The sequence below is a fragment of the Sporomusa sp. genome, from assembly GCF_035561155.1.
GTDB lineage: Bacteria > Bacillota > Negativicutes > Sporomusales > Sporomusaceae > Sporomusa.
In genome coordinates this window covers 1-25,569 of sequence record NZ_DATMYD010000003.1, presented here as the reverse complement: position 1 = coordinate 25,569, position 25,569 = coordinate 1, and the positions used below count along the sequence as shown (strand labels likewise).

Below are 25,569 nucleotides of genomic sequence, written 5' to 3'. Positions count from 1 at the left end.
CTAAAATTCTATTTTTCCCGCTAATCCGGGTGTAACAACTTTTTTGCCATCATTGGTAATAAAGACGGCTTCTGTACCGGGGTATTGCTTTAATAATTCCTGGCCTCTCTCAACTCCGAGTACAAACATGGCTGTACTTAAAACATCGGCATAATTGTCTGACTTGGAAACAATGGTAACGCTAACCACTTCCCGCGGCTGGACACCGGTACGCGGATCGATAATATGGGCGTATCTCACATTGTCTTTAATAAAAAATCTCTGATAGTCGCCTGAAGTCTCTAACGAATCCCAATCCGAGAGCGAAATCTTTGCCGCTAAGCCCTCCGTATTACGAGGATCTTGCACACCAACTCGCCAAGGCTGCCCATCAGGCCGGGTTCCGATAACCCGAACCTCACCCCCGGCGTTTACCAGCGCTGACTTTATACCCTTGGCCTTTAGCGCATCAATGGCCTTACGATTGGCATAGCTTTTGGCTACCGCGCCCAAATCAATACTCATACCAGTTTTGGGTAAAAACACGGTATTGGCTTTGTCGTCAATCTCCAGCAAGCGGTAATCTACCAGTGGCAGTGCGGCTTTAATCTCTGCCTGGCTTGGTACAAACTCACCTTTGTGCCCTACCCCCCAGAGCTCGGTCAGCGCTCCCACAGTTATATCCAGCGCGCCGTCAAGTTGTTCCGAGCGACTGCGGGCCAGCTTAAGCATGGCAATCACGTCAGGGTCAACTTGCACTTTGTCTTTTCCTGCCGCCTGGTTAATCTTAGATACCTGACTATTTTCATCAAACCGGTTGGTCAGTTCGTTAATTCGTTTAAATTCGTCAAATGCTGTTTTAACGGCCGCCTCATTCCCCTGCCCGTAAGCCGTTATATCGATAATGGTATCCATAAGAAATTGCGTTTCTTTGTAGGGCTTAGGGGCAAATAATGCGCCTGGCCCACAGCCTGCGCCAAGCACAACAAGAATAATCAGAGATATACTTAGTAGTATGCGTCGTAAACCCTTCATCAACAACAGCCTCCGGATACATATTATTCTAAAGTACCTCCATAATATTCTGTCCAAATAGCCAAAAACCTGCAAAAAAATAAAGCTACCACAAAATTGCGGAAACTTAGAGAGCAGGCACTGTTATTTCATATGTAAAAAATACACAAAAACAGCCACTACACCTCAGCTGTGGCTGTTTAACGTTTGCTGGTTATAGAATCTCAAACACTTTGGTCAAACGGGTTAGCTCAAACAATTCCTTAACAATTCCTCTGATTCCTTTGATCGCTACGCCGCCACCGTTTTGTACGGCCCGTTTCTGCACAGCGACCAGCACACCCAAACCGGAACTATCGATATAATCGACATTCTGCATGGTTATAACAAACTGCCTGAACCCCTTATCAATATACTCAATTAATTTTTCCCTGATAGCAGTGGCTTCTTCCACATAAATGCTGCCAGAAAGCGTAACATGCACTTCGTTATTTACCACTGTAAACTCTTGAAGCATGCTCTTCCCCCTCTCTCGAAAATCGAACTCGTTTATTCGCTATTATCATTATAGCACTTAATTGCCAAATCGTTTAGAATTCAGCTTACAACTTTGAATAAAAGTAGTAAAAAAATCAAATATTTAGCAGGAATAAATAATTCCACGGCGAATAATTCACATTGATGAAAATATTCACAATATAGTGTATCATGAAGATACCTTAGGTTCTGAAGAGCTGGCTTATATTTCATCCAATTGTATACCGGTGAAACAAGGCTACGAAAGTCTCGTCCCAGCAGCAGTGCATGGGGTTTCTTGGTAGTCTTTTTTTGTTGGTAATTATTAATTCAGTATTAATAATTTCTAGGAGTGATTTGACATGCATATGGCAGACGCGTTAATTTCCCCGGTAGTAGGCGGAGCAATGTGGGCGACAACAGCCAGTTTGGCCGCCTACGCCGCCAAGAAAGTGCAGCACGACATCGACGAGCGCAAAGTTCCCCTGATGGGAGTGCTGGGAGCCTTCGTATTCGCCGCCCAGATGATTAACTTTACTATCCCGGGAACAGGTTCCAGCGGCCACTTGGGCGGCGGACTCCTGCTTGCTATTTTACTTGGCCCCCAGGCCGCCTTCTTGACTATCGCCTCTATCTTAACAATTCAGTGTCTATTTTTTGCCGATGGCGGAATTTTGGCGCTCGGCAGTAACATCTTTAACATGGGCTTCTTATCCTGCTTTATTGCCTATCCATTGATCTACAAACCGTTAACCGGTGATACCCCTTCCCAGGGGCGTTTATTTATAGCCTCAGTGTTAGCAGCAGTAATTGGATTGCAGTTAGGTGCATTTGGCGTTGTGCTGGAAACACTTTTTTCCGGAATTTCAGAGCTGCCTTTTAATACCTTTGTGCTCTTAATGCAGCCTATTCATTTGGCTATAGGTCTAGTTGAAGGTCTAGTAACAGCAGCCATCGTTATGTTCATTATGAAAGAATCACCTGAAATTCTACGGAAAACAGCTATGGGGCAACCTTTGGGCAGCATTCCTATTAAAGGTGTTTTTATTACCCTGCTCATTGCCGCCATACTCACCGGAGGCGCATTAAGCTGGTTTGCTTCTTCCAATCCTGATGGCCTGGAATGGTCAATCGCTAACGTAACTGGTGAGAGCGAGCTAAAAGCGCCGGAAGGAATTCACAGCTTCTTTGCAGAAATACAAGAAAAAACCGCATTCTTACCTGATTATAACTTTAAGAAACCAGAAGCCGAAACTAAAGAGGTCACTACTAATACTAACGTTAAAGCATCTGAAGAAAAAGAAGCCTGGCCGGCAGTTGATAAAGGCACTTCCATGGCAGGTATCATTGGCTCTATCATGACACTAGTGCTTGCCTACTCAATCGGCAAAGGGTTGCAGCGCTTCGCTAGACAGTAATTTTATTTAGAATACGGGATACGGACTTAACCGTATCCCGTTCTACCTTGTGAAAGAGGTTGATTTATGCTAAAAATTGAAGCTAACTGGATAGATTTGCGCTATCTTGACGCTCTCTCAACCCAAAATACCTTTATTCACCGTCTCAACCCTTGCGTCAAGCTTATTGCCACACTTATTTTTATCATTACTGTTACTTCTTTCTCTAAATATGAGATTACCGGACTTTACCCTTTTTTTCTGTATCCAGCAGTCTTACTTTCACTAGGCAACCTACCATTTTCACTAATACTTAAGCGGTTGCTGATAGTTGCGCCTTTTATTATATTTATCGGTATATTTAATCCACTTTTTGACCATACACCCATCGCCAAAGTTGGCTCTGTGGTTATTACCGGCGGCTGGGTTTCCTTTCTCTCTATCACCATTAGATTATGTCTGACCGTGACTACTGCCTTGATCTTAGTAGCAACAACCGGAATTGACGCCCTTGGTTCTGCACTGCTTAAAATTGGCGTACCCAAAATTATTGTTATTCAGTTGTTATTCATGTACCGCTATTTGCATGTTCTCGTGGAAGAATTTGTTCGCTGCGTTACCGCCTACAGCTTACGCTCATTTCACGGTGAGGGTGTTCATTTTCGGGCTTGGGGTTCGCTTTTAGGACAGTTGCTCATTCGTTCGATTGACCGTGCCAACCGTATTTATCAGGCGATGCTGTGCCGGGGCTTTGACGGTGAAGTTCGGCTGCTGCGTACCAGCACCCTCACCTCATTAGACATACTTTACCTTACATTTTGGATCATTTTCTTCGTATTTGTCCGCTGGTTCAATATTCCACAGCTCTTAGGCAATTTACTCATGGGGGTCTAGCAATGAGCCATCATATTGTCGAACTAAAAGATGTAAAATATACCTATCCAGACCAGACAGAGGCGTTATGCGGCCTTTCTGTCCGTATTACTCACGGGGAATCAGTAGCCATCGTTGGCGCTAACGGTTCGGGAAAAACTACACTCTTGTCGCATTTGATTGGTGTGCTCTTTCCTACAGAAGGAACAATAAATATCGGCGGCTATCCGGTCACTAAACAGACTTTGCCACATGTTCGCCGCGCGGTAGGTATGGTCTTTCAAAATTCGGATGATCAGCTATTTATGCCTACTGTGTATGATGATGTGGCCTTCGGGCCGTTAAACCTGGGATTTCCGCCTGCCGAAGTAGATGCCCGTGTCACTGCCGCCCTGAATACAGTAGGAGCACTGCATCTTAAGGATCGTACGCCCTATAGGCTCTCAGGCGGCCAAAAGCGAGCTGTAGCCATTGCCGCTGTCATCGCTATGGATCCATGCATATTAGTCATGGACGAGCCTACGGCAGGCCTTGATCCATTGGCCCGCCGACAATTAATTAACTTGCTCAAAACCTTTGAACACACCAAGATTATTGCTACCCATGACCTTGATTTAGTTTTAGACCTATGCGCTCGCACAGTGGTCATAAGCGCCGGCACAGTAATCGCCGACGGCCCTACTCTAGACATTTTCAACAATCAAGAACTCCTGGATAAAGCCCACTTAGAAAAACCGTTCCGGATGCAAGGCTGCCCTGTCTGCAATCAACAGCATGGCTAAAAACACATATAAAGAAAACACGGCTTGCGCCGAGCCTTTGGCGACAGCGGAAGCCGATGTTGCCCTTATCCTGTTAGAAAGCTATACTTTCTAACAGGATGAAAAAACCCCATCATGCAATTCCGGTATTCGGAACTCCATGATGGGGTTTTTATAATAGTGTATACTCTGACACGACCAGCGACAGACCCCGAATAATTAAATTCATTCTGTCGCCGATCGGCTATGTATACTTTATTCTTGTATTTATTATAGCACCTGTGTATACAAAAATCAAACTGAATTTTTAAGTAGCCATAAACTGTCTGTGCCATATTAAACCATAGCCTGGATATACACAGAGAAAAGTAGTTATACCAAGTATGGTCGTGATCACTCCGTTCTACAGTATCTTATGGCTAAAAATCGAGGGTGCCGAATCATTCCTATTGTTTTATAATAACGATTATCATAACGATAGGAGGAACTGGATGAGAAAAATTCGTAGTGCTCTAGTAGTTGCTTTGACCACAGTGGTTCTCGGGACGTCCATGCTTCCCGCTCATGCTGCAACCTATAACTATTCCAACTGGACTACTTTAAGCCAGCAACTCGCAGCTTGGGGTTTTAAGACGGCACCGACACCTGCTCCGGCTCCGGCTCCTGCTCCAAAACCTACGCCGGCTCCTACACCAGCTCCTACACCAGCTCCGACTCCGACTCCGGCTCCGACTCCGGCACCGACTCCGGCACCGACATCTGATAGCGCCTTACTCTCCGCACCAGTTACCGCTGAAGAACAACAGATGCTTACCCTGGTAAATAACGAGCGGGCAGCGAACAAACTCTCCCCGCTGCAAATGGATACGCGTCTAGTAAAAATAGCCCGTATGAAAAGCCTCGATATGATTAAAAATAATTATTTTAGTCATCAATCACCCACGTATGGCTCACCTTTTGATCTGTTAAAATCACAAGGTGTCACCTATCGCTCCGCTGGTGAAAATATTGCCGGTGCCGGAACGGTAGACCGTGCTCATACTCTACTGATGAACTCTCCAGGCCATCGTGCTAATATCCTTAGCTCCGGATTCTCAAAGGTTGGTATCGGTATCATCAAAGGTGGACCGTACGGTCTCATGATTTCCCAAGAGTTTATTGGCTTCTAAAACTTAGAGCTGCTGACGATGTCAGCAGCTTTTTTTTGTCCGGCTTCCGCTGTCGCCAATGGCTCGGCGCAAGCCGTGTTTTTTTTATTAAGTCAATGAGCCGGGCCTATAGGCACCGGCTCATCTGTAAGTAGTGGATCAAGTATAGGGTTAACAGCTACAACTGTCTTCATCACAAAAGCAGCTTAACAGCAGTATTATGATAATGATCACAATAATACTGCTACCGCGGCCATGCCCACCGCAACCACCAAAACCAAAGCCCATGTCATTACCTCCTTCATTTAACTAGCAATATAGGTTTAATTCAATGTATATTATGCTGGAACCCACTATTTAGTTACTGCCGTATTGTTGCTGTTTGTTGTTCTGCTGTCCTACTTAATTCATATTAAACCTTCACGTTAGGGACCCCATCTACTTCAGCTGTAAAACAAAAAATGGATAACCCTTCGGCTATCCATAAACTTCATTTAACAATTTTATTTATATAATCATTTAGCCCCTCTTGCCAAGAACGAAAATAATCGCCGCTAGTCAGCTCTAGCATATAATTACGCAACACTGAATACTGCGGTCGTGATGCAGACATAGCAAACTCCGCCGTAGTTATTGGCTTTACTTCAATGCTCCGACCAGCAAGCCGTAGAATCTCTTTGGCAAATTCGTACCAGGTACACTGACCATTGTTTGACATATGATAAGTACCAAATTCATGAGTATCCACTAACGACAAAATTCCCTGTGCCAGGTCAGCGGTATACGTCGGTGAACCAGTTTGATCATTAACAATTGTAAGATACTCCCGTTCCTTAGCTAACCTCAAAATAGTGCGGACAAAATTATGTCCCTCGCCATAGAGCCAGGAAGTCCTAATGATAAATAGCTGAGGGCAAATTCTGGCGGCTATTTTTTCACCTTCTAACTTGCTCCTGCCGTAAACATTTAGCGGGTTAGTCTGATCAAATTCAGTATATGGCCGATTATATTTTCCGTCGAAAACATAATCGGTGCTAATATATACCAGTTTACTGTGATAGTGTAAACAAGCTGCAGCTATGTTGCGCGTGCCCACCACGTTAACCCGGAAGGCTGCATCAGCTTCCTTCTCTGCCGCATCTACTGCGGTATAAGCTCCCGCATGAATAACAACATCTGGCTGAACTTGATTAAAGACACTGTTAACCTGGTGCGGATTAGTAACATCCATTTCACGCGAACTTAAGCAAAGAATTTGAGCGTTAGATGGTTCACTTAGATCAGCAAAAGCTCGCCCAAGTTGGCCGGTTCCCCCGGTAACTATAATCTTCATAGCTCACCTAATCCAACCCAAATTTGACTAAACGTTCCAAAGGTATCTCTTTAAGCTTTGGATACTGTTTATCTTTTTCCGATAGCGTAGGTTCAACTACCGGCCATGTTATACCTAAATCCGAGTCATCCCAGCAGATTCCACCTTCGTTCTGCGGCAAATAAAAATCAGTGCATTTATACGCAAATAGTGCTGTGTCACTCACTACACAAAAGCCGTGAGCAAATCCTTCTGGTATATATAGCTGTCGTTTATTTTGCGCAGATAAAATTATGCCCACCCAGTGCCCGAAAGTAGGTGATCCATATCTTATATCTACTACCACATCAAACACTTCTCCCTGCAGAACATACACTAATTTGCCTTGGGGATTTGGCTGTTGAAAATGGAGCCCTCGCAAAATTCCTTTTGTTGACAACGATAAATTATCTTGAACAAAATTTGCTGTGATACCTAATTCTGCATAGCGGGAGGCGTTCCATGTCTCCATGAAAAACCCCCGGCTGTCTTCAAAAAGTTTGGGTTCAATGACCTTTACGCCAGGCAATGCGGTATCATAGCATTTCACGGGAGTGTTTCCCCCCTTGCTACATTTAGTAAATACCTTCCGTAACCATTATTTTTATACGACTCAGCAATTTTGTGTATTTGCTCAACCGAAATATATCCCATACGGAAGGCAACCTCTTCCGGACAGGCGATTTTTAACCCTTGTCTTTGCTCAATCGTTTCAATGAAGTTAGCCGCTTGGAGCAGCGAACTGTGCGTTCCTGTATCTAGCCATGCATAACCTCGCCCCAGGCGTTCAACACTCAGTTGACCTTTTATAAGATAAAGCTTGTTAAGGTCAGTAATCTCAAGTTCTCCCCTGGCGCTTGGCTTAAGTGTTAGGGCCATATCAACTACCTGATCATCATAAAAGTACAAACCGGTTACCGCATAATTTGACTTAGGCTGTGTAGGTTTCTCTTCAATACTAATAACGTCTCCGGCTTCGTTAAACTCGACTACACCGTACTGTTCCGGGCTGCTGACCCAATAACCAAAGACAGTGGCCCCCTCATTTTTACCGGCAGCACGTTGTAGTTTGACGGCTAGGCCATCACCGTAATAAATGTTGTCTCCTAGCACTAAAGCGCAGCCTTCTCTACCAATATAATTCTTTCCAACAATAAATGCCTGGGCAATACCTCCCGGGTGTGGTTGAGCTGCATAGCAGATGTTTAAGCCCCATTGCGAGCCATCGCTGAGTAGCTCCTGATATAAAGGCAGGTCTTGCGGTGTTGAAATAACCAATATATTTGATATTCCTGCCAGCATAAGGGTAGAAAGCGGATAGTATACCATTGGCTTATCGTATATAGGCATAAGCTGCTTGCTTACTACTTTTGTCAGCGGATACAGCCGTGTACCTGTTCCGCCAGCCAAGATAATGCCTTTTTTAATCATACTTCACACTCCTAGCCGTTAATAAGCCCCAGTTGTTAGCCTCGGTTTACAATTCAGCTTGCCTCTAATAGTTACTCATCGAATTAATAATTAAAAGGCCTTTAACATCGGAGTAAAGCGTATTCCATTAATCGTTTGCTCTTGATCATAAATAACAAATCCCATCTTTTCATAGAAAGGGATAGCTAACTCGAAAGCGCCTACTGTAATCTGATTTAACCCTTCGTGCTCTCGACAACATCTACTTATTCCTGCTTCTAAGAGACTTCGGGCAATACCGCAGCCATGCCAAGTTTCTGCAGTGAACAATAATAGCATATGATTTATATAATAAAATTCGATTACGCCGATTATCTGGTCTTCCTTTCTAGCAACTAACATAAAGGAGTTTTTCAAAAGACGATTTTTTATTGTTTCAGAAGCTATAAGGTCATAGACGCTTCGTATTCCTTCTTCTAAAAAGCTAGGCGCGATAAACTTATCAAACACCGCTTTAACCATGCTCGTTACTTTGCTGAGTTCATCAAAAGTAACCTCGCCAATAGCATAATCACTCATAAATATCCCTTCTGTATATCATTGGCTACTTCACACTCCTAGACGTTAATAAGCCCCAGCCGCTCGCCACGATAACTGCCGGATGTGACACCTTCACACCAATCCAGATTATCCAAATACCACTTAACAGTCTTGCTCAGCCCAGATTCAAAAGATTCTTGCGGAATCCAGCCGAGCTCAGTTTTTAATTTTGAAGAATCAATAGCGTAGCGACGGTCATGGCCTGGGCGATCTTTTACAAAAGTAATGAGCTCACGATAACTGCCACCATTCTGACAAGGCTGCATTTTATCCAGTAAATCACATATACCTTGGACTACCTGCAAATTAGTCTTCTCGTTATTGCCACCGACATTATAGACTTCTCCGGGCTTCCCTTGTGCCAGCACTCTTAAAATGGCGGTGCAGTGATCCAGCACAAAGAGCCAATCCCGAATATTGCTGCCGTCGCCATATATAGGCAACGGCTCACCTTTGAGCGCAGTAAGTATCATCAAAGGAATCAGCTTTTCCGGAAATTGATAAGGTCCGTAATTATTAGAGCAGTTCGTAATTAGCACCGGTAAGCCGTAAGTGTGAAAATAAGCCCGCACCAGGTGATCTGATGCGGCCTTGGATGCAGAATACGGCGAATTAGGCGCATACTTTGTTTCTTCAGTAAAATAGCCTTCAGCCCCTAAAGAGCCATAAACCTCGTCAGTCGATATATGAAGAAAGCGAAAAGCGGCTTTCTGTGTGGAATCTTGCCTAGACCAATAATCACGAACGCAATCCAGCAGTTCAAAAGTTCCCACAATGTTGGTTTGGATAAATTCTCCCGGCCCGTCAATTGACCGGTCCACATGGGATTCGGCTGCCAGGTGTATAACTCCATCTGGCTGATATTGATCAAGCAATTGTTTTATCAGTGTCCGGTCCTGAATTGATCCTTTGACAAAAATGTGGCGGGGATGATGGAGTATAGCTTTTAAATTATTTAGATTACCTGCATAGGTCAGCTTATCCAGACTGATAATCTGGCAACTGGTATTTGCCATAATATAATGAAGCAAGTTACTGCCGATGAAGCCAGCTCCACCTGTAATAAATAATGTCCGCAACAAATATCACCTCCAGCTAATTAAGCTTAATTGATGCTAATCAGAAGAATTCGCTTTAACATAGTCATTAACTGCCTGGATCACAAAGCCAGCCATATTAATCTTTTGATGTGGCCCTATGGGTAGACTTATTACCTCGTTTGCTAGTCTCTCAGTCAGAGGGAAATCTCCCTCTTTAAACCCCAGTGCGCGATACGCGCCTGACAAATGCGGTGGTATTGGATAATGAATTAAAGTTTCAATTTCACTCTTTTTTAGGTACTTCTGTAAATCATTTCTGCTCCTGCTTCTAACAACAAACAGATGCCAAGCAGGCTCTACCCACTCTGGGACATAAGGCAAATCTATATCTTGGTTGATTATTTTTTGTAAATATACCTCAACCAGACTCCTTCTCCGCCTATTCCATTCATCCAAATGCTTTAACTTTACCCGTAAAAAGGCGGCCTGCAGCTCATCTAAGCGAGAGTTAAACCCCTGATAATCGTTGATATATTTAATTTTTGAACCATAATTTCTCAGAGACCGTACTTTTTCTGCCAGCACATCATCATCAGTTGTTACGGCACCGGCATCGCCATAGGCGCCAAGATTTTTGCCAGGATAGAAACTAAAACCTGCCGCGTCTCCCAGACTGCCGGTAAATCTACCTTTATAGACTGCGCCCTGGGCTTGAGCAGCATCTTCCAGAACCCTTAAGTTATATTGCTTAGCTACTTTATTAATTGCATCCATATCGGCTGGCTGCCCATAAAGATGAACAGCGATAATTGCCTTAGTATTCTTAGTGACTGCCGCTGCAACTTTTCCGGGATCAAGATTATACGTCTTTGCGTCCGGCTCTACAGGAACAGGCCGAGCCCCGGAGTAAGTAACGGCCAACCACGTAGCTATGTAGGTATTGGCTGGAACAATTATTTCATCGCCTACTCCAATATCCCAGGCCCTTAATACCAGATGTAACGCTTCCAAGCCGTTACCTACACCAACGCAATTCTTCACACCACAATACCACGCAAATTCTTCTTCGAATGCACTGAGTTCTTCTCCCAGTATATACCAGCCAGACTCCATAACACGCTGATAAGCAGCATCGCACTCTGACTGAATTTCACGGTAGGTAGACTTCAAGTCTAGAAACGAAACGTGCATTATGCCTCTCCTTTTATGTCGGGAACTTTGCCATGAGCTGCCTGGATAAACTCATCGTAGTCCCGATAATAATCGGTCTCATCGTAAAAGTCAGAAGCCAGCACCAAACATACAGACGCCGATGAGAAATTTTCCAATTCACGCCATATCATCCCCGGAATATATAACCCTTGGTAACTGCGGTTTAAATGTATTTTTGCCTTTTTGAAGCCATCATCGACAATGACATCAAAGCTGCCAGACATAGCAATAAGCAGTTGCTCTAACTTAACGTTGGCATGTCCTGCTCTCGTTGTTCCCCCTGGAACATCATACAGATAAAAAATTCTTTTAAAATCAAAGGGAATATGATTCCCAGTTTCAATTACGCTAAGATTACCTCGAGGATCGTGAATTTTAGGTAACTCAATCAGCTTGACTTTGTCGACACCCATAAACTTAATCCCCCCAAGCTATCTACTCATAAGTTTCATAAACTACAACCCTTGGCCCAAATTCCTCTTCATGATGCTGCCTCTTTCCAGATTGATCTTCTACCCTCGCCTTTATAAATTACCCCCTATCATAATATGCAGGTTTCAATCGAAAATTGACATTTGCTCTTCACATCTCATCACTTAGTCCTTACCTTTACAAAAAACAGATACAGTCCTGACACTTGACAAAAATGCAGCCAGCCTCTAAAGAGGTCGACTGCATTTTTGTGATATTGTAAGGTCACTCTTTTCTTGAATGAAATTGTCGTTATTTAAAATATATGATTTATTACATCTATTACAACTCAATACTGAATCTAGTTTTTCCCCACATTTACATATATAAGCCTTAAATGTTGCCGGGTTTCCATACCATAACGTGTTATTGGGTATGTTTTTAGTAACAACTGAACCAGCACCGACCATAGCATATTTCCCTACGGTATTACCTGCAATAATAGTAGAATTGGCACCGATAGAAGCGCCTTCTTCAATGATTGTTTTTTCAACTTCCAGCGGATATTGTTTTGAACGCGGTCTTACATCGTTGGTAAATGTCACATTAGGCCCTAAAAAGGCATTATCTTTTACCCTCACTCCGTCCCAAACATATACGCCGCATTTTACAGTGACATTATCACCAATAATCACATCGTTTTCGATAAATACATGAGCACAAATATTGCAATTTTCCCCTATGGTCGCATGAGGTAATACATGGACAAACTCCCATATTTTTGTTCCATCACCAATATTGTTAGAATCTACTATCGCTTGTTCGTGTTTAAAGAAAGGCATGAATCAACCTCCTTAAACTTTCTCGTATCCCATCCTAACCAAAACTTGAATAGCTTAATCCACACCGATGTTGAAAGTACGCCCAACTGACATCACTACTAGCAGCATCCTGTTCTTTACTGTCTAATATTTCTGCAGGATAATGGCTGGCAGGAAGGAGCGAGTATAACGTGCTCAACTGCTCTGTCCAGCCTAAATAATGGTTTTGAAGGATCGCCGCTTTTAAATAATCCCCTTGATTACTGCGGAAAGCTTCATCACTTACTAATCTGTCTATCGCCACGAAAAGCTCATCAAGACTATTAAACAGAGTTTCGACAGTACCTGGCGCGATATCCACGCTGAGTGTTTCAACGTTAACTGTCAATCCAACAACCGGAATACCTGACGCACCTGCTTCAAGCGCTGCCGTCAACGACCCCATCGGCATTGAAACCAGATATACATCAGCCGCACTGTGGAATAGACTCAAATCATACTGGATACCAAAAGCCCTTATACGTCCATTACTTTCACTCTTAAGTTGAGCCCACTCACCAGAGTCTGCAGGACCTACGACTAAAACCTCAACATTATCGTACCTCTTAACTATTTCTCGAAGCAAATTGATAAAATTATATTCACCGCAAGGGACCAATTTATAAGGCGTAGCAATTGTTAAAAAAACGATCTTATCCTCACCTATACCAAGAGCTTGCTTAGATAGTTGCTTATTTTGCAACTGTTTCGGCAGCTTGAGCGGTATCGGCAGTATGCTGGATTTAGTCGTATTTCTTCGGGCCATACTTAGTAACTGTCCTGCAGTTCTAAGCTCGGCAACTAGGTCAACAGCACTCATTCCTATCGTAAAAGCATGATCGGCGTGATTTAAAAATACTACCGGTGGACCGCCAGCAACACCAAAAGCTATTGGTGCAATGGGGTCATGAGGATGTATGTGCAAAACCACCAAATCAGCCCACGTCGTAGCTACATCACGCAGCATTTTGGCTCTTTGGCACAAACTAAGATTAGTAGTGTCAAGAGTATTATACCAACCACCAGATTGAATCGCTGCTTCCATTAACCATGGCGGGTTAGTAGTGCTGTTTAGCGTAACTATTACGGAATGAGTTGATGCTGAATCCATAGATATCCAACGCTCAACTAATCTAGTATGACCACCGGAATAATACCCTTGGCTTATAACATGTAATACATTTCTCTTATCCGTACTTTTGGGTTGTGCAATCATCACCGGCGCCATTACCCGGTCACTTAGTTTTTGCGCGACTTTGCGAAGAACCAACTCTAACCGAGGTGAAATAAAAAAACCTGGATGCGAGTGGTGACCAGAATCCGCCGCCTGCTTCACCAAAACCACAGCTTTTTCAAGATTCCCAGTTAGTAACGCAAATTCAGCTTGATCAATTAATGAAAGAAATTTTCTTCTCGCATTTTCTATCCATTGCTTATAAAAGCTGAATTCATGCTGATAAGTAAACCACTTTCTTGCAATCAAGTCTTGCGGCGGCTCATATGGGGCAACAGCGTGCGGGGGTAAACCCCATTTTTCGATAAATTTTCGTTTATTTGTTTCCAAAAGGCTATTATATTGAGTAGCCTGCTCCCCAAAAGATATACTACCGAAATGATGAATGAAGGTGTCCCAGCACAAGACCAAACGATAACCGGCGTTTCTGATACGCAAACAATAATCGTCATCTTCATAATTTCCTGGTGAAAAATTTTCTTCTAATAAACCGATTTCATTGATTATTTCAGCCTTAATTAGCATGCAGTAACCAACAAGTCGTGCTCTATTCTCCCAAAGTTCTGGATTAGAATTGTTCACTTGTCTGGCAACACCTATCATTTCATCAATACTGGAATACTCGCAAGGAATACATTGGAAATTCGAGCACGAATTGGTAACTGCACCGACTGCACCAATATCATTTGAACTAAACAAACACCTTTTGAGGTTAGCTAGCCAGTGGGGCGTCACAATAGTGTCATTATTTAATAAAAGAATACTATCACCATGAGCCACCTTAATACCTTGATTACAGCCTGCAGGAAATCCAACATTTTCATCATTCTTAATTAATCTTATATCTGGTTGGGATTGTAACCATTCAGCTGTCCCATCGCTCGAGTTATTATCTACAACAATTATTTCATACGAATCGACTTCTGTATATTTTCTGATACTTTCAATACACAGCTTATTATAGTCCAGCTTATTGTACGTTAAGATAATAATACTGGTTAATGCTTGCTTAATAGTTTTATATTCAGCTGTTCCTTTACTATCTTCAATTTGTTTACTGTCTCCTAAGCAGCTCACACTAATGCCCCCTCTAATTATCGGATCAACATACACCCTTCTTTCACTCCAGCCAGCCAATTTGTACGAGATCCGACAGCCACGCATTTAATAATCTTAACTCGTCGTGACCTACAACACCTATTCCAACAAGCGCTTCATAGCATTTTCTCATATTATCCAAAATATGTTTATGACCCGCTTGTAGTGACAATGAACCTAGTGTTTCGGCGATACGGCGATTATGCGTATAGCCTGGTATTTCATCTACAAAATCGTTCATCAAATCATGCTCATTTCGTTCTTGCCAAACAGTGGCATCATGAAAAAGAATATGCCAGCCATTCTCCCATGCGATACGTTGCGCCACAAAGCTACGCCAAATATCAGTCATGCGGAATGAACAATAGGCTGGCAAATACAACAAGGGGAAAGCATCTGACCACCATGTTGTATTTTGACTATTAAATGGGCACCAACTATTTTTGCCTAACGCAATTTCTCTTTCTCGGAGAAAAAGTTGAGGCAATGGCAGGATTAAACGATAAATCGCATCCACATCCGGATTTTCATCAGCTAAACCTTGTTGAATAGGACAATCGACTGTATTTGAGGGCAAAGCATCTAGTGCTGGAAGTGAGTTGTGAACGGCATCCAGGGGTAATCCTCTAGGCCAAATGAGCTTATCGCTAAAATACCGATAAACGTTAACCCAGTTAGCATTAGCTAAGGTATGAACAGATCTCAGTCTTTCCCGTTTTGAAAAAAAACTATTTCTTGGCATATTATCATCATCTGTTTCAATGATGACTTTTGCACCATCGCGTATAGCCAATAGGTAGCCAATATTCTTACGTGCATAGTGCCGCGTAGGACAAACGGCAGCAAACTCAAGCCCGGATTTTACTTGATCCTCAATACCAACATACTTACATCCCTCAATATAAAAATCCGAAGGACTTTTGGTGTCCCCCACTACAATAAATTCGTAACCATGTTCCACAGCACCACTGGCAATGGACTTTAATACTTTATTGGGATTGCTGATCGACGTCACCACGATTGCCACTTTATTCTGCATTGTATTCCCCCTTGAAATTCATAACCAGATTAATCTATGGTATGAACATTGGGGCGATCCCGCAACCACATTTCAAGCAAGCTAAGGGGATTTTACCCTTAGCTTGCTAAAATATTATCTATTCATGATGGCGGATACAATATCTTAATTAACCGGTTATATAACGAATGCCAGTCCATAGAGTAGTTTGCATAAATTGCAGGTAAGTGTCGACTTTTTTCTGGTAATACAATAATCTCGTCCCATGATACTAAAATAGGAGCAAATATGTCATTTCTAAGTCCACTCCAATATCCACCAGGACGCACTTGCCCCATATGTACATATTCAGAATGTACAATTCCTGGTTTATTGGCAATACACGTTAACAATACGAGTCCCGATCCGATAACGCAAAGATAAGCATCTGTTCTGCTCGCCCAACAAATCGTATCCATCAAAGAAATATCCACACCAATATAAACAACGATGTCACCATCCAACGAATGACTAATCAGTTCAGCATCTTCTTGACAATCACTTAAACCATCTAAAAAAATTCCAACATTGGGATAGGTTTGTTTTAAGGCTCTTGCAAGATTAATTATGCCATCGACCTGTTCTTGCCATGCTTTATTATGCTTACGCAGATTAATAAAGATTAGAGGATCAGCCACACAGTGAGCGATTAGGCGCTTTTGGCTATCACTGCCATAAGTATTGGCAATTTGCTGTATATGAAAGGCGGCTTCTGCGGATAAATGAGCGGCACAAGGGTAAAGTACAAATAATCCATTTGTCATGCATATTTCAAATAGCTGATCTTCATTGTCGCAATTATAAAAAGTGTCTTTTTTAAATTCAGTAAAAAGCTGCTCTAACGGAACTTTTTTGTTTTTATATGTTATTATATTTTTTACTTTTCGATATAATCCAGTCGTAGTGATACGATAATAACCGCTATACTCGTTTGTTAAAAAATGCCCTAAATTAGTCTGCAAACCATATATTAGAGCCAAATTACGTATAGAGTTTTGCAAGTAGTTTACTGTTTTTTCTGTAAATATCAAAAACTTTCTATATAATTCAGCAATCGCAAAGAATAAGTGTTCTTTTGTATAACCAAGATGAAAAAATGCTGGCGAGCCAATCACTAAATTGTGCTTAGGTAAATAAACAAAACTTTTCAAACTCGGATAACCCGCAGTGCCTATATAAAAAGGTTCCCTCCCTTTAATCTGGTAGAAAACAATATGTGCCCATTTTTCTTCAAGAAATATTGGAAAAGATGTAGATGTCTCAAGTACTTCACCAGAATAAGGACATACGGCTCTAACAACACCTTGTTCAAGCGCAGCATAAATATATGTGTTATATAGAGGTGGACTCCCTTGTTTTTGTGGAAACATATATTGATATCGTTCTATTGAAAATGAACTATTGCTCATTGCTTGTTCGTGTGCCCACTCATCAATAAAATTGGATTTTAGATAGTCCATATTCAAGCCTAAACTTTGCATTAAATTTTCATCATTTTGAATTTCATCAGAGCTTTTTATCGTAAGGGGATATTTTTTAAAATACTCGTTGATGATTTGATGTACATCGATACTCTCTTCTGAAAGAAGTTCTTTTGCTAGGTCAATAGAATTGCACTCTGGCAGGCTATCCATGGAATTCTTGAAAGCCTCAAATAGCATAATACACTCATTCAAACTCATCACTTCCCTCCCTTAAAAATCAACTGGGGGTTGTATCAAAAAGCGCTCTACCATTTCTGAAATAACAACATCAGGATTAATTTTTTCAATCAAATCATAATCAAGACAGGGAGTATGGAACAAATATATTTTGCTGAAACTTTCCATAATAAACGGCAATAGAAATTCAATAAATGAATCATGAAAAATAGCCGCTGTAGGTAAACTAGTGTTTTTATTTAATGTTATCTGTATTTTACCTGAGTTGATTGCCTTATTATCATAAATTATTTGGGCTCGAGGTAGTTTAACCTTTCCCCATGAGAATATTGAAGTTCTTGGAGGAGTCAGCTTGTTTCCTAAATCTTGGGAGGTTTCTTCATCTACGAAATTTATTTCTTCCCAATCCAAAATATTTGTATCAAAGTCTTTTTTTATAATGTTCATTACATACTGATATGCTATAAATCCGCCTATCCCATTCCAATGAGTGTTCCCAGAGGGATATAATTGATGTTCTGATTTATATAATTTTAAGGTATCAACAGGATAATATACCGGTAAATTATAAGGTTTACAAGCATTTAATAACTGATAGACCAATCGATCGTCACTTATTATATAATCATCAGGTAAATATTCCGGATATATACTCTCTTTATTAGGAGCAATTAAAAAATAATATTTAATACCCCTATTCTTTAGAATGGCAAATCTAGATTCTAAAGTACGCAGCCATTTTTTAAGTTCAATTTCAGTTAACTTTAGAGTGCCATTATTTTGTTCCACAACACGATTCGTATCATTTTGCAGAAAAAGCCAACCATCTTTTCCAATCAAGACTTTTATATCACCCATCTAAAACACTCCTTCTTTTACATCCTCATGTGAGGACCTAGCGGCAAAACTTAAACCCTTGTCAGTCAAGGTCAGAGTTAATAATGAAACTCAGATGGCTCTCGCCGTCTATCGCTACGGTATTAGTCTATGTTCTATCCTCTAAGGCCGTGCAATGCACCCTCTCGCCTATCACTTGGAAAACAGTTCTATTTGAAATCAATCTTTTTTTATACTAGTTCAACCATCGTCTTCCGCAATCGCTAAAGTCGACATAAGCCGTGCTTTTTAAGAACCATTTGTACCGATCTTACATAGTATAACCACGTGTAGTATGAACGTTATTATAATATTAAGGAGCATAAGCAGCGATGACTATAATAAAAAAGAAAATGAACACCGATATTATCGCTAGAAATATAAACTCTATTACTCAAAAATACCCCGGGTTAAACCATGTCGTTCTAAGTGATAAGTATACTGAAATGCAGATGATCTGTCCTTTTATAGATTGCTCAAAAGAAAGTACAGAGCTATTAAAGCAATATGACTTTTCACACACGATTTTTATTTATGCATGTGAACAAGACGATATCGGGCTTCCATTTATTGAGTTCATTATCGATCATGGAGGAGTCTTTGAGCCGGTATTCTGTGCTGAACCATCTAATTATGTGAATACGAATCATGTCGCCCGGGAGGTATTAGAAAATGAATTTATCTATCAAACTGCAAATAGGTTTGCTAAATGGGACTTTGGTTATGGTGATTTTGCCAATATAACACAAGTTTTAGAGGTTACACGGACGGTGAAGGGAACTTTTGTTGAGATTGGTTGCTTTAATGGCAGTAGTTCATGTGTTGCCATGAAGTATCTCTATGATGCAAATATTAATAGGAACTGCTATTTTTTCGATGTTTTTGACGGCTTTGTATATGAAAGTGCGCACACAAGCGCAGATCGGATATGGTCGGGTACTCATCAGACCCATGGCATCGACGCTGTGAGATATCGACTCAGTAGATTTCATGCACCGGAACGGGGATTGTCAGTTACAGTTGAGAAGTTAAATATAATTACAGATGAGTTGCCAAAAAACGTCGAGAAAATAGCTGTTGCCAATATTGACGTGGACATGTATGAGGCAGTATTGGCTTCTTTGAATAAATTAGCACCTCTAATGGCAAAGTCCGGAATTATAATTGTTGAAGACCCTGGGCATACACCTGGTTTGATTGGTGCTCGGGTAGCCCTTGTACGGTTCTTGCGTAATAATTGCAATTTTATGCCCATATATATGGAGTCAGGACAGACGTTATTAATTAGTATCTGACTTAGACATAGGAGTGCTAAAACGAAGCGCGTTATAATGCTTAAGGATTTTAAAAGTGAAGTAGCCGCCGGCATTTCAGCTACCTGCGGCTACTTCACTTTTTTCTATTAATTACTTGGAATCACAATACTAGCACAAATTCTTTTCTAAACCACTCATACGTTTTAGTAATCCCCTCTTGTAAAGAAGTCTTAGCTACCCATCCCATATTTGCCAGCTTACTAACATCCAATAGTTTTAAAGGTGTACCATCCGGCTTGGTTTGATCATAGACAATTTTACCGGAAAAACCTGTTATATCAGCAATCATTTTAGCTAACTCTGTAATAGAAATATCTGTTCCTGTTCCGATATTGACAATATTGCTTTCATTATACTTATTCATTAAAAATATGCAGGCATCTGCTAAATCATCAACATATAAAAACTCTCGCCTTGGTTTACCACTGCCCCATACGGTTACTGATTCTTGATTGTTTTGAACTGCATCATGAAATTTGCGAATCAGGGCAGGTAACACATGTGATGTGGTTAGATCAAAATTATCATTTATACCATATAAATTAGTTGGCATTACTGCTATAAAATTGCTGCCATACTGTTTTCGATAGGCGTGGCACATTTTGATACCCGCAATCTTAGCAATTGCATAGGCTTCATTCGTTGGTTCGAGTTCTCCGGTTAACAGGTACTGTTCTTTCATCGGCTGAGGTGCAAATTTAGGATAAATACATGAGCTTCCCAAAAACAATAACTTCTGAACATTAAATTTATACGCCGCATGGATCACATTGGCCTCTATTAATAAGTTATCATATATAAATTCTGCCGGACGTGTATCGTTGGCATAAATCCCACCCACTTTAGCCGCAGCTAAAATAACATATTCCGGGTTCTCTACTGCAAAAAATGCCTCAACTTCCGAATAATTTCGCAAGTCAATTTCCTCGCTGGTCCGTTCCAATATATTTTCATAGCTATCTGCACGCAACTTTCTCACAATCGCTGATCCGACCAATCCCCTACTACCAGCTACATAGATTTTTGATTGTTTTTCCATCCGTGATCCCCTCCGACCATATCCTCAATTAATGGTTTATATTGGTTTCATTCATGGCACGAATTGATCCGGTATCCGTTTTCCTTACATAACATTTCACACTTTGCCACTGTTAGGTCTTGTTTAACCATTATGTCAACTAATTGGGCCAGGCTGGTCGTCGGTTTCCAACCTAATTTTTCTCGTGCTTTGGACGGATCACCCAACAATAAGTCAACTTCGGTGGGTCTAAAATATCTTGGATCAACTTGTATTAATACCTTGCCAGTTGAACTATCTACCCCACGCTCTTCGATGCCACTTCCTTGCCACACAATATCAATACCAACGATTTTAAATGCCAAAGTAACGAATTCACGTACCGAATGCGTTTCACCAGTGGCTATAACAAAGTCCTCAGGTTCCTCCTGTTGCAGCATTAGCCACATCGCTTGAACATAATCTCCGGCAAATCCCCAGTCACGCTTTGCAGCTAAATTTCCTAAATATAAGTTATTTTGTAACCCGAGCTTAATCCGCGCAGCAGCCCGGGTGATTTTACGGGTAACAAAAGTCTCACCGCGAATTGGGGATTCATGATTAAATAAAATTCCATTACAAGCATATATGCCATAAGCCTCACGATAATTCACAGTGATCCAGTATCCATATATCTTAGCTGCTGCGTACGGACTACGTGGGTAAAAAGGAGTTGTTTCCTTCTGTGGTGTCTCCTGCACCTTTCCATATAATTCACTAGTCGATGCCTGATAAAATCGTGTTTTTTTTGTAAGCCCGAGAATGCGAATTGCCTCAAGTATTCTTAGCGTGCCTAAAGCATCTGAATTAGCTGTGTACTCCGGTGTTTCAAATGAAACTTGTACATGACTTTGTGCCGCTAGATTATATATTTCATCTGGTTGAACTTGTTGAATTATCCTGATTAAGTTAGTTGAGTCTGTGAGATCACCGTAATGCAAGAAAAAGTTAACTTCACTCTCATGAACATCTCTATATAAATGATTAATTCGTTCAGTATTTATCATAGAGCTTCGCCGTTTTACCCCATGAACAATATAGCCCTTTTTTAGTAGAAGCTCGGCTAGATATGCACCATCTTGGCCTGTAATCCCAGTAATTAATGCTATTTTCTCCATATATTTTCACTCCCTCTATCCCCTAGACACTCTCGTTATCTTTCTACTCATATGCTTAAAGTCTTCAAGATGCAACTAAGATCATCATCATTTACACTCCATGGCTCCTTTTATTTGCCTTAATACTTATATGCCATATTCACATAAGAAGGACTGACCCTAGTCACCAGGTCAGTCCTTCGGCTTTGTTATTGTTTAGTCAGATCCAACTTCGCTCTTGGCACACCTAGAGTAAAATTAGTGTCAAAAAAGTACCGTTATACATAATCTTTCATATTATATTTTGCAACATACTTTAGTTGAAACATGGGAGGAGGACATCATGGATCGGTCAGAACATTCTGATGTAAATACACCTGAAAAAACAAAAAAACATAAAAAAAAACATCGTCGCCGTCGTAACTATAGTTACCTTCATAAGCCTAAAGACCTCTACAAGCATAAAAAACATCATAAGCCTAAAGATTGTGAGCCTTGTGGGCCTACCGGACCCACTGGCTCTACCGGCGCTACTGGGGCCACGGGCGTTACGGGTGCTACTGGCGTAATCGGCGCTACCGGCGCCACGGGTGCTACCGGTGGTGTTACGGGTGCTACTGGCGTAACCGGCGCTACTGGGGCTACGGGTGCTACCGGTGTTACAGGTGCTACTGGCGTAACCGGCTCTACCGGCGCCACGGGTACAACTGGTGCCACAGGTGTTACTGGTGCTACCGGCGCTACCGGCGCTACCGGTGCTACTGGTGCTACCGGCGCTACTGGTGTTACAGGCGCTACTGGTGCTACCGGCGCTACTGGTGCTACAGGCGCTACTGGTGCTACCGGCGCTACTGGTGCTACTGGTGCTACTGGTGCTACTGGTGCTACTGGTGCTACTGGTGCTACTGGTGCTACTGGTGAAACTGGTGCTACCGGCGCTACTGGCGCTACCGGTGCTACTGGCGTTACTGGCGCTACCGGTGCTACCGGCGTTACTGGGGCTGGCGCTACTGGTGCTACTGGTGATACCGGCGCTACTGGGGCTGGCGCTATAATCCCATTTGCCTCAGGTGTTCCTGCTATACTGACTGCTGCTTTTATTGATGTACTCCCAACTGCAACTCTCGTTGGGTTTGGATCTTCTGTTGCCGGTGTTCCTATTCTTGTTGGACCAATAATAAATCTCACAGGTTCGCCACTCGAACCTCTCAACTTCGCATTTTCCGCTCCCCATGCCGGAACAATTACATCAATAGCTGCGTACTTTAGTGCTACAGCGGGATTGGTTCTTGGTTTAGGTACTGCAACGATTAGAGCAGAATTATGGAGTTCACCCTCACCACTACCTGATAACATCTTCACGCCAACAGGTGCGTTTGTAGACTTACCAGCCTTCTCCGGTTTAATTTCCGTTGGTGATACGGTCAGTGACATTACTACGGGACTGGCAATACCGGTAACTCCAGAAACTCGTCTATTAATGGTATTTACTGTAACTACGACGGGGCTTACTTTCCTTGCTACTATTGAAGGATATGCAAGTGCGGGTGTTACAATCGTTTAATGTAAAATAGTTCAGTGACAAAACCGACTAAATGTATAAGGACTTTCCTGGTAACCTGCAGTTGATACCCAAATCATTTGATTAATATCGTGCTCTTAACGTGCAGGTAAAAATATAAAAAGGTTCTCGTCCTTTATCGACGAGGACCTTTTTGCATACATCCTCAAGGCGGTAATAACAACAGAGATACGTCACAAAAATTTTAACATTAGTATATCAAAAAAGTAACCCTTAAACATAACTTCTCATATGATATTATGCAACGTCTTTAAATTCACATAAGGAAGGAGAATCTTATGGATCAGCCAAAAAATGCTAAGGAAAACACACTTGAAGAAGCACAAGGATATAAAAAGAAACATCCGTCCCGCGATAGTTACTATCAACGAGATAATAAGCTTCTGGCTCAGTCAGAAGATGACGATGAAAATGATCCGTCCCGCCATTTTCACCATCATCATACAACTCAAGACCATCATCACCATCATATACCTCAAGACCATAAGCCTAAAGAATGCGGGGCTTGTGGACCGTGTGCACCGAAAGTATGTCCTGGCGCTACTGGGGCCACTGGCGCTACTGGGGCCACCGGCGCTACTGGGGCCACTGGCGCTACTGGGGCCACTGGCGCTACTGGGGCTACTGGGGCTACTGGCGCTACCGGGGCTACTGGCGCTACCGGGACTATTGGTGTAACTGGGGCTACTGGCACTACTGGGGCTACTGGCACTACAGGGGCTACTGGCGCTACTGGGGCTGGGGCTACAGGGGCTACTGGCGCTACTGGCGCTACCGGGGCTACTGGCGCTACCGGGGCTACTGGCGCTACCGGGGCTACTGGCGCTACCGGGGCTACTGGCGAAGATGGCAATGGCTCAATAATCCCATTTGCATCAGGCTCTCCTGTACAACTAAGTGTTGACGAGGATGGATTTACTACAGCTCTTATTGGATTTGGAAGTTCTGTTTTCGGTATCAGTGGTACTGGCGGAACAATAGATATCACAAGTACAGGTGCAGGCGAAATTTTAAACTTTGCATTTTCCGTTCCTCGTGATGGAGCAATTACGTCAATAGCTGCATATTTTAGCACCGCACTAGATTTGACTCTTACAGACATAGAAGTCACGATCACAGCACAATTATATAGTTCCCCTCCACCACCCGACAACATCTTTACTCCAATTCCAGGTGCTATTGTAACCTTAGTCCCGGTCCTCTCAGGTGTGGTATCTCTTGGTACACCTAGCGATAATGCTATAGATTTGCTAATACCGGCACCGGTAACTCAGCGAACTCGTCTATTAATGGTATTTTCTGCAGCAATTACAGCGGGTACTGTTACTGCTACCACTGTTGTAGGTTATGCAAGTGCGGGTGTTACAATCAGCTAATGCAAATAGTCAGGCACAAAGCCCAGGAAACATGGTTGGCTCAATTCATTTAGAAAGGACTGACCCTGGCTCACAAGGTCAGTCCTTCGGCTTACCCTATGCACTGTTGCGAAGTAAAATCAATAATCGACAATAACTGATAAAATAGTTACCCTTTACCTTAAATTTTCATATTTTATTGTGCAACCCATTCAAATTGTCACATGGGAGGAGGACATCATGGATCAATCAGAAAATTTTGATGTGACCGTACCTGAAGAAACAAAAAGATACGGAAAAACTGGCGTTATTGGCGCAGTTGGTCACGGTCTTATTGACATTGACCCACTGCTTTTTAGAATAGGCGCAACTGGTGAAACCGGCGAAACTGGTGCCACAGGTGCCACAGGCGAAACTGGTGCCACAGGTGCTACAGGCGAAACTGGTGCTACTGGTGCCACTGGTGCTACAGGCGAAACTGGTGCCACAGGCGCTACTGGTGCCACAGGCGAAACTGGTGCCACAGGTGCTACTGGCGAAACTGGCGCCACAGGTGCTACTGGTGCCACAGGCGAAACTGGTGCCACAGGTGCTACTGGTGCCACAGGCGAAACTGGTGCCACAGGTGCTACTGGTGCCACAGGCGAAACTGGTGCCACAGGTG

The 25,569-nt window shown here is 42.3% G+C and carries 24 protein-coding genes; 8 read left to right on the top strand and 16 right to left on the bottom strand.

Annotated elements, in window-relative coordinates; translation table 11 throughout:
- Together VN447_RS00630 and VN447_RS00625 are read right to left on the bottom strand one after the other, a co-directional pair.
- Positions 1-1,014, bottom strand: coding sequence for an FAD:protein FMN transferase (locus tag VN447_RS00630; protein WP_325521765.1), 1,014 nt, complete (start codon positions 1,012-1,014; stop codon positions 1-3).
- Between the two features lie 193 nt (positions 1,015-1,207).
- On the bottom strand, positions 1,208-1,510 hold the full coding sequence (locus VN447_RS00625; protein ID WP_325521763.1) for an STAS domain-containing protein: 303 nt from the start codon (positions 1,508-1,510) through the stop codon (positions 1,208-1,210).
- Between the two features lie 361 nt (positions 1,511-1,871).
- Here VN447_RS00625 and VN447_RS00620 point away from each other — a divergent pair, with 361 nt between their 5' ends.
- The 4 genes from VN447_RS00620 (at position 1,872) to VN447_RS00605 (ending at position 5,709) form a co-directional block, all read left to right on the top strand.
- A complete protein-coding gene (locus VN447_RS00620; RefSeq protein ID WP_325521761.1) occupies positions 1,872-2,927 on the top strand; it encodes an energy-coupling factor ABC transporter permease in 1,056 nt (351 codons plus the stop codon).
- A 66-nt stretch (positions 2,928-2,993) separates the two neighbouring features.
- The gene (gene cbiQ / locus VN447_RS00615) at positions 2,994-3,800 is read left to right on the top strand and encodes a cobalt ECF transporter T component CbiQ (protein WP_325521759.1); all 807 of its coding nucleotides are present in this window, start codon (positions 2,994-2,996) and stop codon (positions 3,798-3,800) included.
- Between the two features lie 2 nt (positions 3,801-3,802).
- Entirely contained in the window at positions 3,803-4,561 is a 759-nt protein-coding gene (locus tag VN447_RS00610; protein ID WP_325521757.1) for an ABC transporter ATP-binding protein, read from the top strand.
- A gap of 470 nt (positions 4,562-5,031) precedes the next feature.
- On the top strand, positions 5,032-5,709 hold the full coding sequence (locus VN447_RS00605; protein WP_325521756.1) for a CAP domain-containing protein: 678 nt from the start codon (positions 5,032-5,034) through the stop codon (positions 5,707-5,709).
- A gap of 469 nt (positions 5,710-6,178) precedes the next feature.
- Here VN447_RS00605 and rfbD read toward each other — a convergent pair whose 3' ends face one another.
- From rfbD to VN447_RS00545, 12 genes are all read right to left on the bottom strand, one after another.
- Positions 6,179-7,021: a dTDP-4-dehydrorhamnose reductase gene (rfbD, locus tag VN447_RS00600; protein WP_325521755.1), complete on the bottom strand. Its 843-nt coding sequence runs from the start codon at positions 7,019-7,021 to the stop codon at positions 6,179-6,181.
- A gap of 7 nt (positions 7,022-7,028) precedes the next feature.
- Positions 7,029-7,589: a dTDP-4-dehydrorhamnose 3,5-epimerase gene (gene rfbC / locus VN447_RS00595; RefSeq protein WP_325521754.1), complete on the bottom strand. Its 561-nt coding sequence runs from the start codon at positions 7,587-7,589 to the stop codon at positions 7,029-7,031.
- Positions 7,586-8,470: a glucose-1-phosphate thymidylyltransferase RfbA gene (gene rfbA, locus VN447_RS00590; RefSeq protein WP_325521752.1), complete on the bottom strand. Its 885-nt coding sequence runs from the start codon at positions 8,468-8,470 to the stop codon at positions 7,586-7,588. Before rfbA ends, rfbC begins: the two co-directional genes overlap by 4 nt.
- A gap of 90 nt (positions 8,471-8,560) precedes the next feature.
- Positions 8,561-9,028, bottom strand: coding sequence for a GNAT family N-acetyltransferase (locus tag VN447_RS00585; RefSeq protein WP_325521750.1), 468 nt, complete (start codon positions 9,026-9,028; stop codon positions 8,561-8,563).
- 38 nt (positions 9,029-9,066) lie between these two features.
- Positions 9,067-10,128 (bottom strand): dTDP-glucose 4,6-dehydratase, encoded by a 1,062-nt coding sequence (gene rfbB / locus VN447_RS00580; protein ID WP_325521748.1) that lies wholly within the window; start codon positions 10,126-10,128, stop codon positions 9,067-9,069.
- 36 nt (positions 10,129-10,164) lie between these two features.
- Entirely contained in the window at positions 10,165-11,280 is a 1,116-nt protein-coding gene (locus VN447_RS00575; protein WP_325521746.1) for a DegT/DnrJ/EryC1/StrS family aminotransferase, read from the bottom strand.
- On the bottom strand, positions 11,280-11,714 hold the full coding sequence (locus VN447_RS00570) for an FdtA/QdtA family cupin domain-containing protein (RefSeq protein ID WP_325521744.1): 435 nt from the start codon (positions 11,712-11,714) through the stop codon (positions 11,280-11,282). Before VN447_RS00570 ends, VN447_RS00575 begins: the two co-directional genes overlap by 1 nt.
- 246 nt (positions 11,715-11,960) lie before the next feature.
- Complete coding sequence (locus VN447_RS00565) at positions 11,961-12,554, bottom strand: acyltransferase (RefSeq protein ID WP_325521742.1); 594 nt, start codon at positions 12,552-12,554, stop codon at positions 11,961-11,963.
- Between the two features lie 34 nt (positions 12,555-12,588).
- A complete protein-coding gene (locus VN447_RS00560) occupies positions 12,589-14,883 on the bottom strand; it encodes a glycosyltransferase (RefSeq protein WP_325521740.1) in 2,295 nt (764 codons plus the stop codon).
- 43 nt (positions 14,884-14,926) lie between these two features.
- Positions 14,927-15,943, bottom strand: a complete 1,017-nt coding sequence (locus VN447_RS00555) for an STELLO glycosyltransferase family protein (protein WP_325521738.1) — start codon at positions 15,941-15,943, stop codon at positions 14,927-14,929.
- 122 nt (positions 15,944-16,065) lie between these two features.
- Positions 16,066-17,643, bottom strand: coding sequence for a hypothetical protein (locus VN447_RS00550; RefSeq protein ID WP_325521736.1), 1,578 nt, complete (start codon positions 17,641-17,643; stop codon positions 16,066-16,068).
- A 12-nt stretch (positions 17,644-17,655) separates the two neighbouring features.
- Positions 17,656-18,480 carry an alginate O-acetyltransferase AlgX-related protein gene (locus tag VN447_RS00545; protein ID WP_325521734.1) on the bottom strand — a complete coding sequence of 275 codons (825 nt, stop codon included), beginning with the start codon at positions 18,478-18,480 and terminating at the stop codon, positions 17,656-17,658.
- A 350-nt stretch (positions 18,481-18,830) separates the two neighbouring features.
- Here VN447_RS00545 and VN447_RS00540 point away from each other — a divergent pair, with 350 nt between their 5' ends.
- Positions 18,831-19,793, top strand: coding sequence for a TylF/MycF/NovP-related O-methyltransferase (locus VN447_RS00540; RefSeq protein ID WP_325521732.1), 963 nt, complete (start codon positions 18,831-18,833; stop codon positions 19,791-19,793).
- 121 nt (positions 19,794-19,914) lie between these two features.
- Here VN447_RS00540 and fcl read toward each other — a convergent pair whose 3' ends face one another.
- Together fcl and gmd are read right to left on the bottom strand one after the other, a co-directional pair.
- Entirely contained in the window at positions 19,915-20,853 is a 939-nt protein-coding gene (gene fcl / locus VN447_RS00535) for a GDP-L-fucose synthase (RefSeq protein WP_325521730.1), read from the bottom strand.
- Positions 20,854-20,900: 47 nt separating this feature from the next.
- Positions 20,901-21,989, bottom strand: coding sequence for a GDP-mannose 4,6-dehydratase (gene gmd, locus VN447_RS00530; protein WP_325521728.1), 1,089 nt, complete (start codon positions 21,987-21,989; stop codon positions 20,901-20,903).
- 322 nt (positions 21,990-22,311) lie between these two features.
- Between gmd and VN447_RS00525 the strand changes: the two genes are divergently transcribed.
- The 3 genes from VN447_RS00525 to VN447_RS00515 form a co-directional block, all read left to right on the top strand.
- A complete protein-coding gene (locus VN447_RS00525; RefSeq protein ID WP_325521726.1) occupies positions 22,312-23,532 on the top strand; it encodes an exosporium glycoprotein BclB-related protein in 1,221 nt (406 codons plus the stop codon).
- 296 nt (positions 23,533-23,828) lie between these two features.
- On the top strand, positions 23,829-24,926 hold the full coding sequence (locus tag VN447_RS00520) for an exosporium glycoprotein BclB-related protein (protein ID WP_325521724.1): 1,098 nt from the start codon (positions 23,829-23,831) through the stop codon (positions 24,924-24,926).
- A gap of 219 nt (positions 24,927-25,145) precedes the next feature.
- On the top strand, positions 25,146-25,569 hold a 424-nt coding region (locus VN447_RS00515), incomplete at its 3' end, for a hypothetical protein (protein ID WP_325521722.1).

Bases quoted from the DNA above. Each gene is read 5' to 3' on its own strand.
- VN447_RS00630 (WP_325521765.1), bottom strand. From the start codon at position 1,014: ATGAAGGGTTTACGACGCATACTACTAAGTATATCTCTGATTATTCTT.
- VN447_RS00625 (WP_325521763.1), bottom strand. From the start codon at position 1,510: ATGCTTCAAGAGTTTACAGTGGTAAATAACGAAGTGCATGTTACGCTT.
- VN447_RS00620 (WP_325521761.1), top strand. From the start codon at position 1,872: ATGCATATGGCAGACGCGTTAATTTCCCCGGTAGTAGGCGGAGCAATG.
- cbiQ (WP_325521759.1), top strand. From the start codon at position 2,994: ATGCTAAAAATTGAAGCTAACTGGATAGATTTGCGCTATCTTGACGCT.
- VN447_RS00610 (WP_325521757.1), top strand. From the start codon at position 3,803: ATGAGCCATCATATTGTCGAACTAAAAGATGTAAAATATACCTATCCA.
- VN447_RS00605 (WP_325521756.1), top strand. From the start codon at position 5,032: ATGAGAAAAATTCGTAGTGCTCTAGTAGTTGCTTTGACCACAGTGGTT.
- rfbD (WP_325521755.1), bottom strand. From the start codon at position 7,021: ATGAAGATTATAGTTACCGGGGGAACCGGCCAACTTGGGCGAGCTTTT.
- rfbA (WP_325521752.1), bottom strand. From the start codon at position 8,470: ATGATTAAAAAAGGCATTATCTTGGCTGGCGGAACAGGTACACGGCTG.
- VN447_RS00585 (WP_325521750.1), bottom strand. From the start codon at position 9,028: ATGAGTGATTATGCTATTGGCGAGGTTACTTTTGATGAACTCAGCAAA.
- VN447_RS00575 (WP_325521746.1), bottom strand. From the start codon at position 11,280: ATGCACGTTTCGTTTCTAGACTTGAAGTCTACCTACCGTGAAATTCAG.
- VN447_RS00570 (WP_325521744.1), bottom strand. From the start codon at position 11,714: ATGGGTGTCGACAAAGTCAAGCTGATTGAGTTACCTAAAATTCACGAT.
- VN447_RS00565 (WP_325521742.1), bottom strand. From the start codon at position 12,554: ATGCCTTTCTTTAAACACGAACAAGCGATAGTAGATTCTAACAATATT.
- VN447_RS00555 (WP_325521738.1), bottom strand. From the start codon at position 15,943: ATGCAGAATAAAGTGGCAATCGTGGTGACGTCGATCAGCAATCCCAAT.
- VN447_RS00550 (WP_325521736.1), bottom strand. From the start codon at position 17,643: ATGAGTTTGAATGAGTGTATTATGCTATTTGAGGCTTTCAAGAATTCC.
- VN447_RS00545 (WP_325521734.1), bottom strand. From the start codon at position 18,480: ATGGGTGATATAAAAGTCTTGATTGGAAAAGATGGTTGGCTTTTTCTG.
- VN447_RS00540 (WP_325521732.1), top strand. From the start codon at position 18,831: ATGACTATAATAAAAAAGAAAATGAACACCGATATTATCGCTAGAAAT.
- fcl (WP_325521730.1), bottom strand. From the start codon at position 20,853: ATGGAAAAACAATCAAAAATCTATGTAGCTGGTAGTAGGGGATTGGTC.
- gmd (WP_325521728.1), bottom strand. From the start codon at position 21,989: ATGGAGAAAATAGCATTAATTACTGGGATTACAGGCCAAGATGGTGCA.
- VN447_RS00525 (WP_325521726.1), top strand. From the start codon at position 22,312: ATGGATCGGTCAGAACATTCTGATGTAAATACACCTGAAAAAACAAAA.
- VN447_RS00520 (WP_325521724.1), top strand. From the start codon at position 23,829: ATGGATCAGCCAAAAAATGCTAAGGAAAACACACTTGAAGAAGCACAA.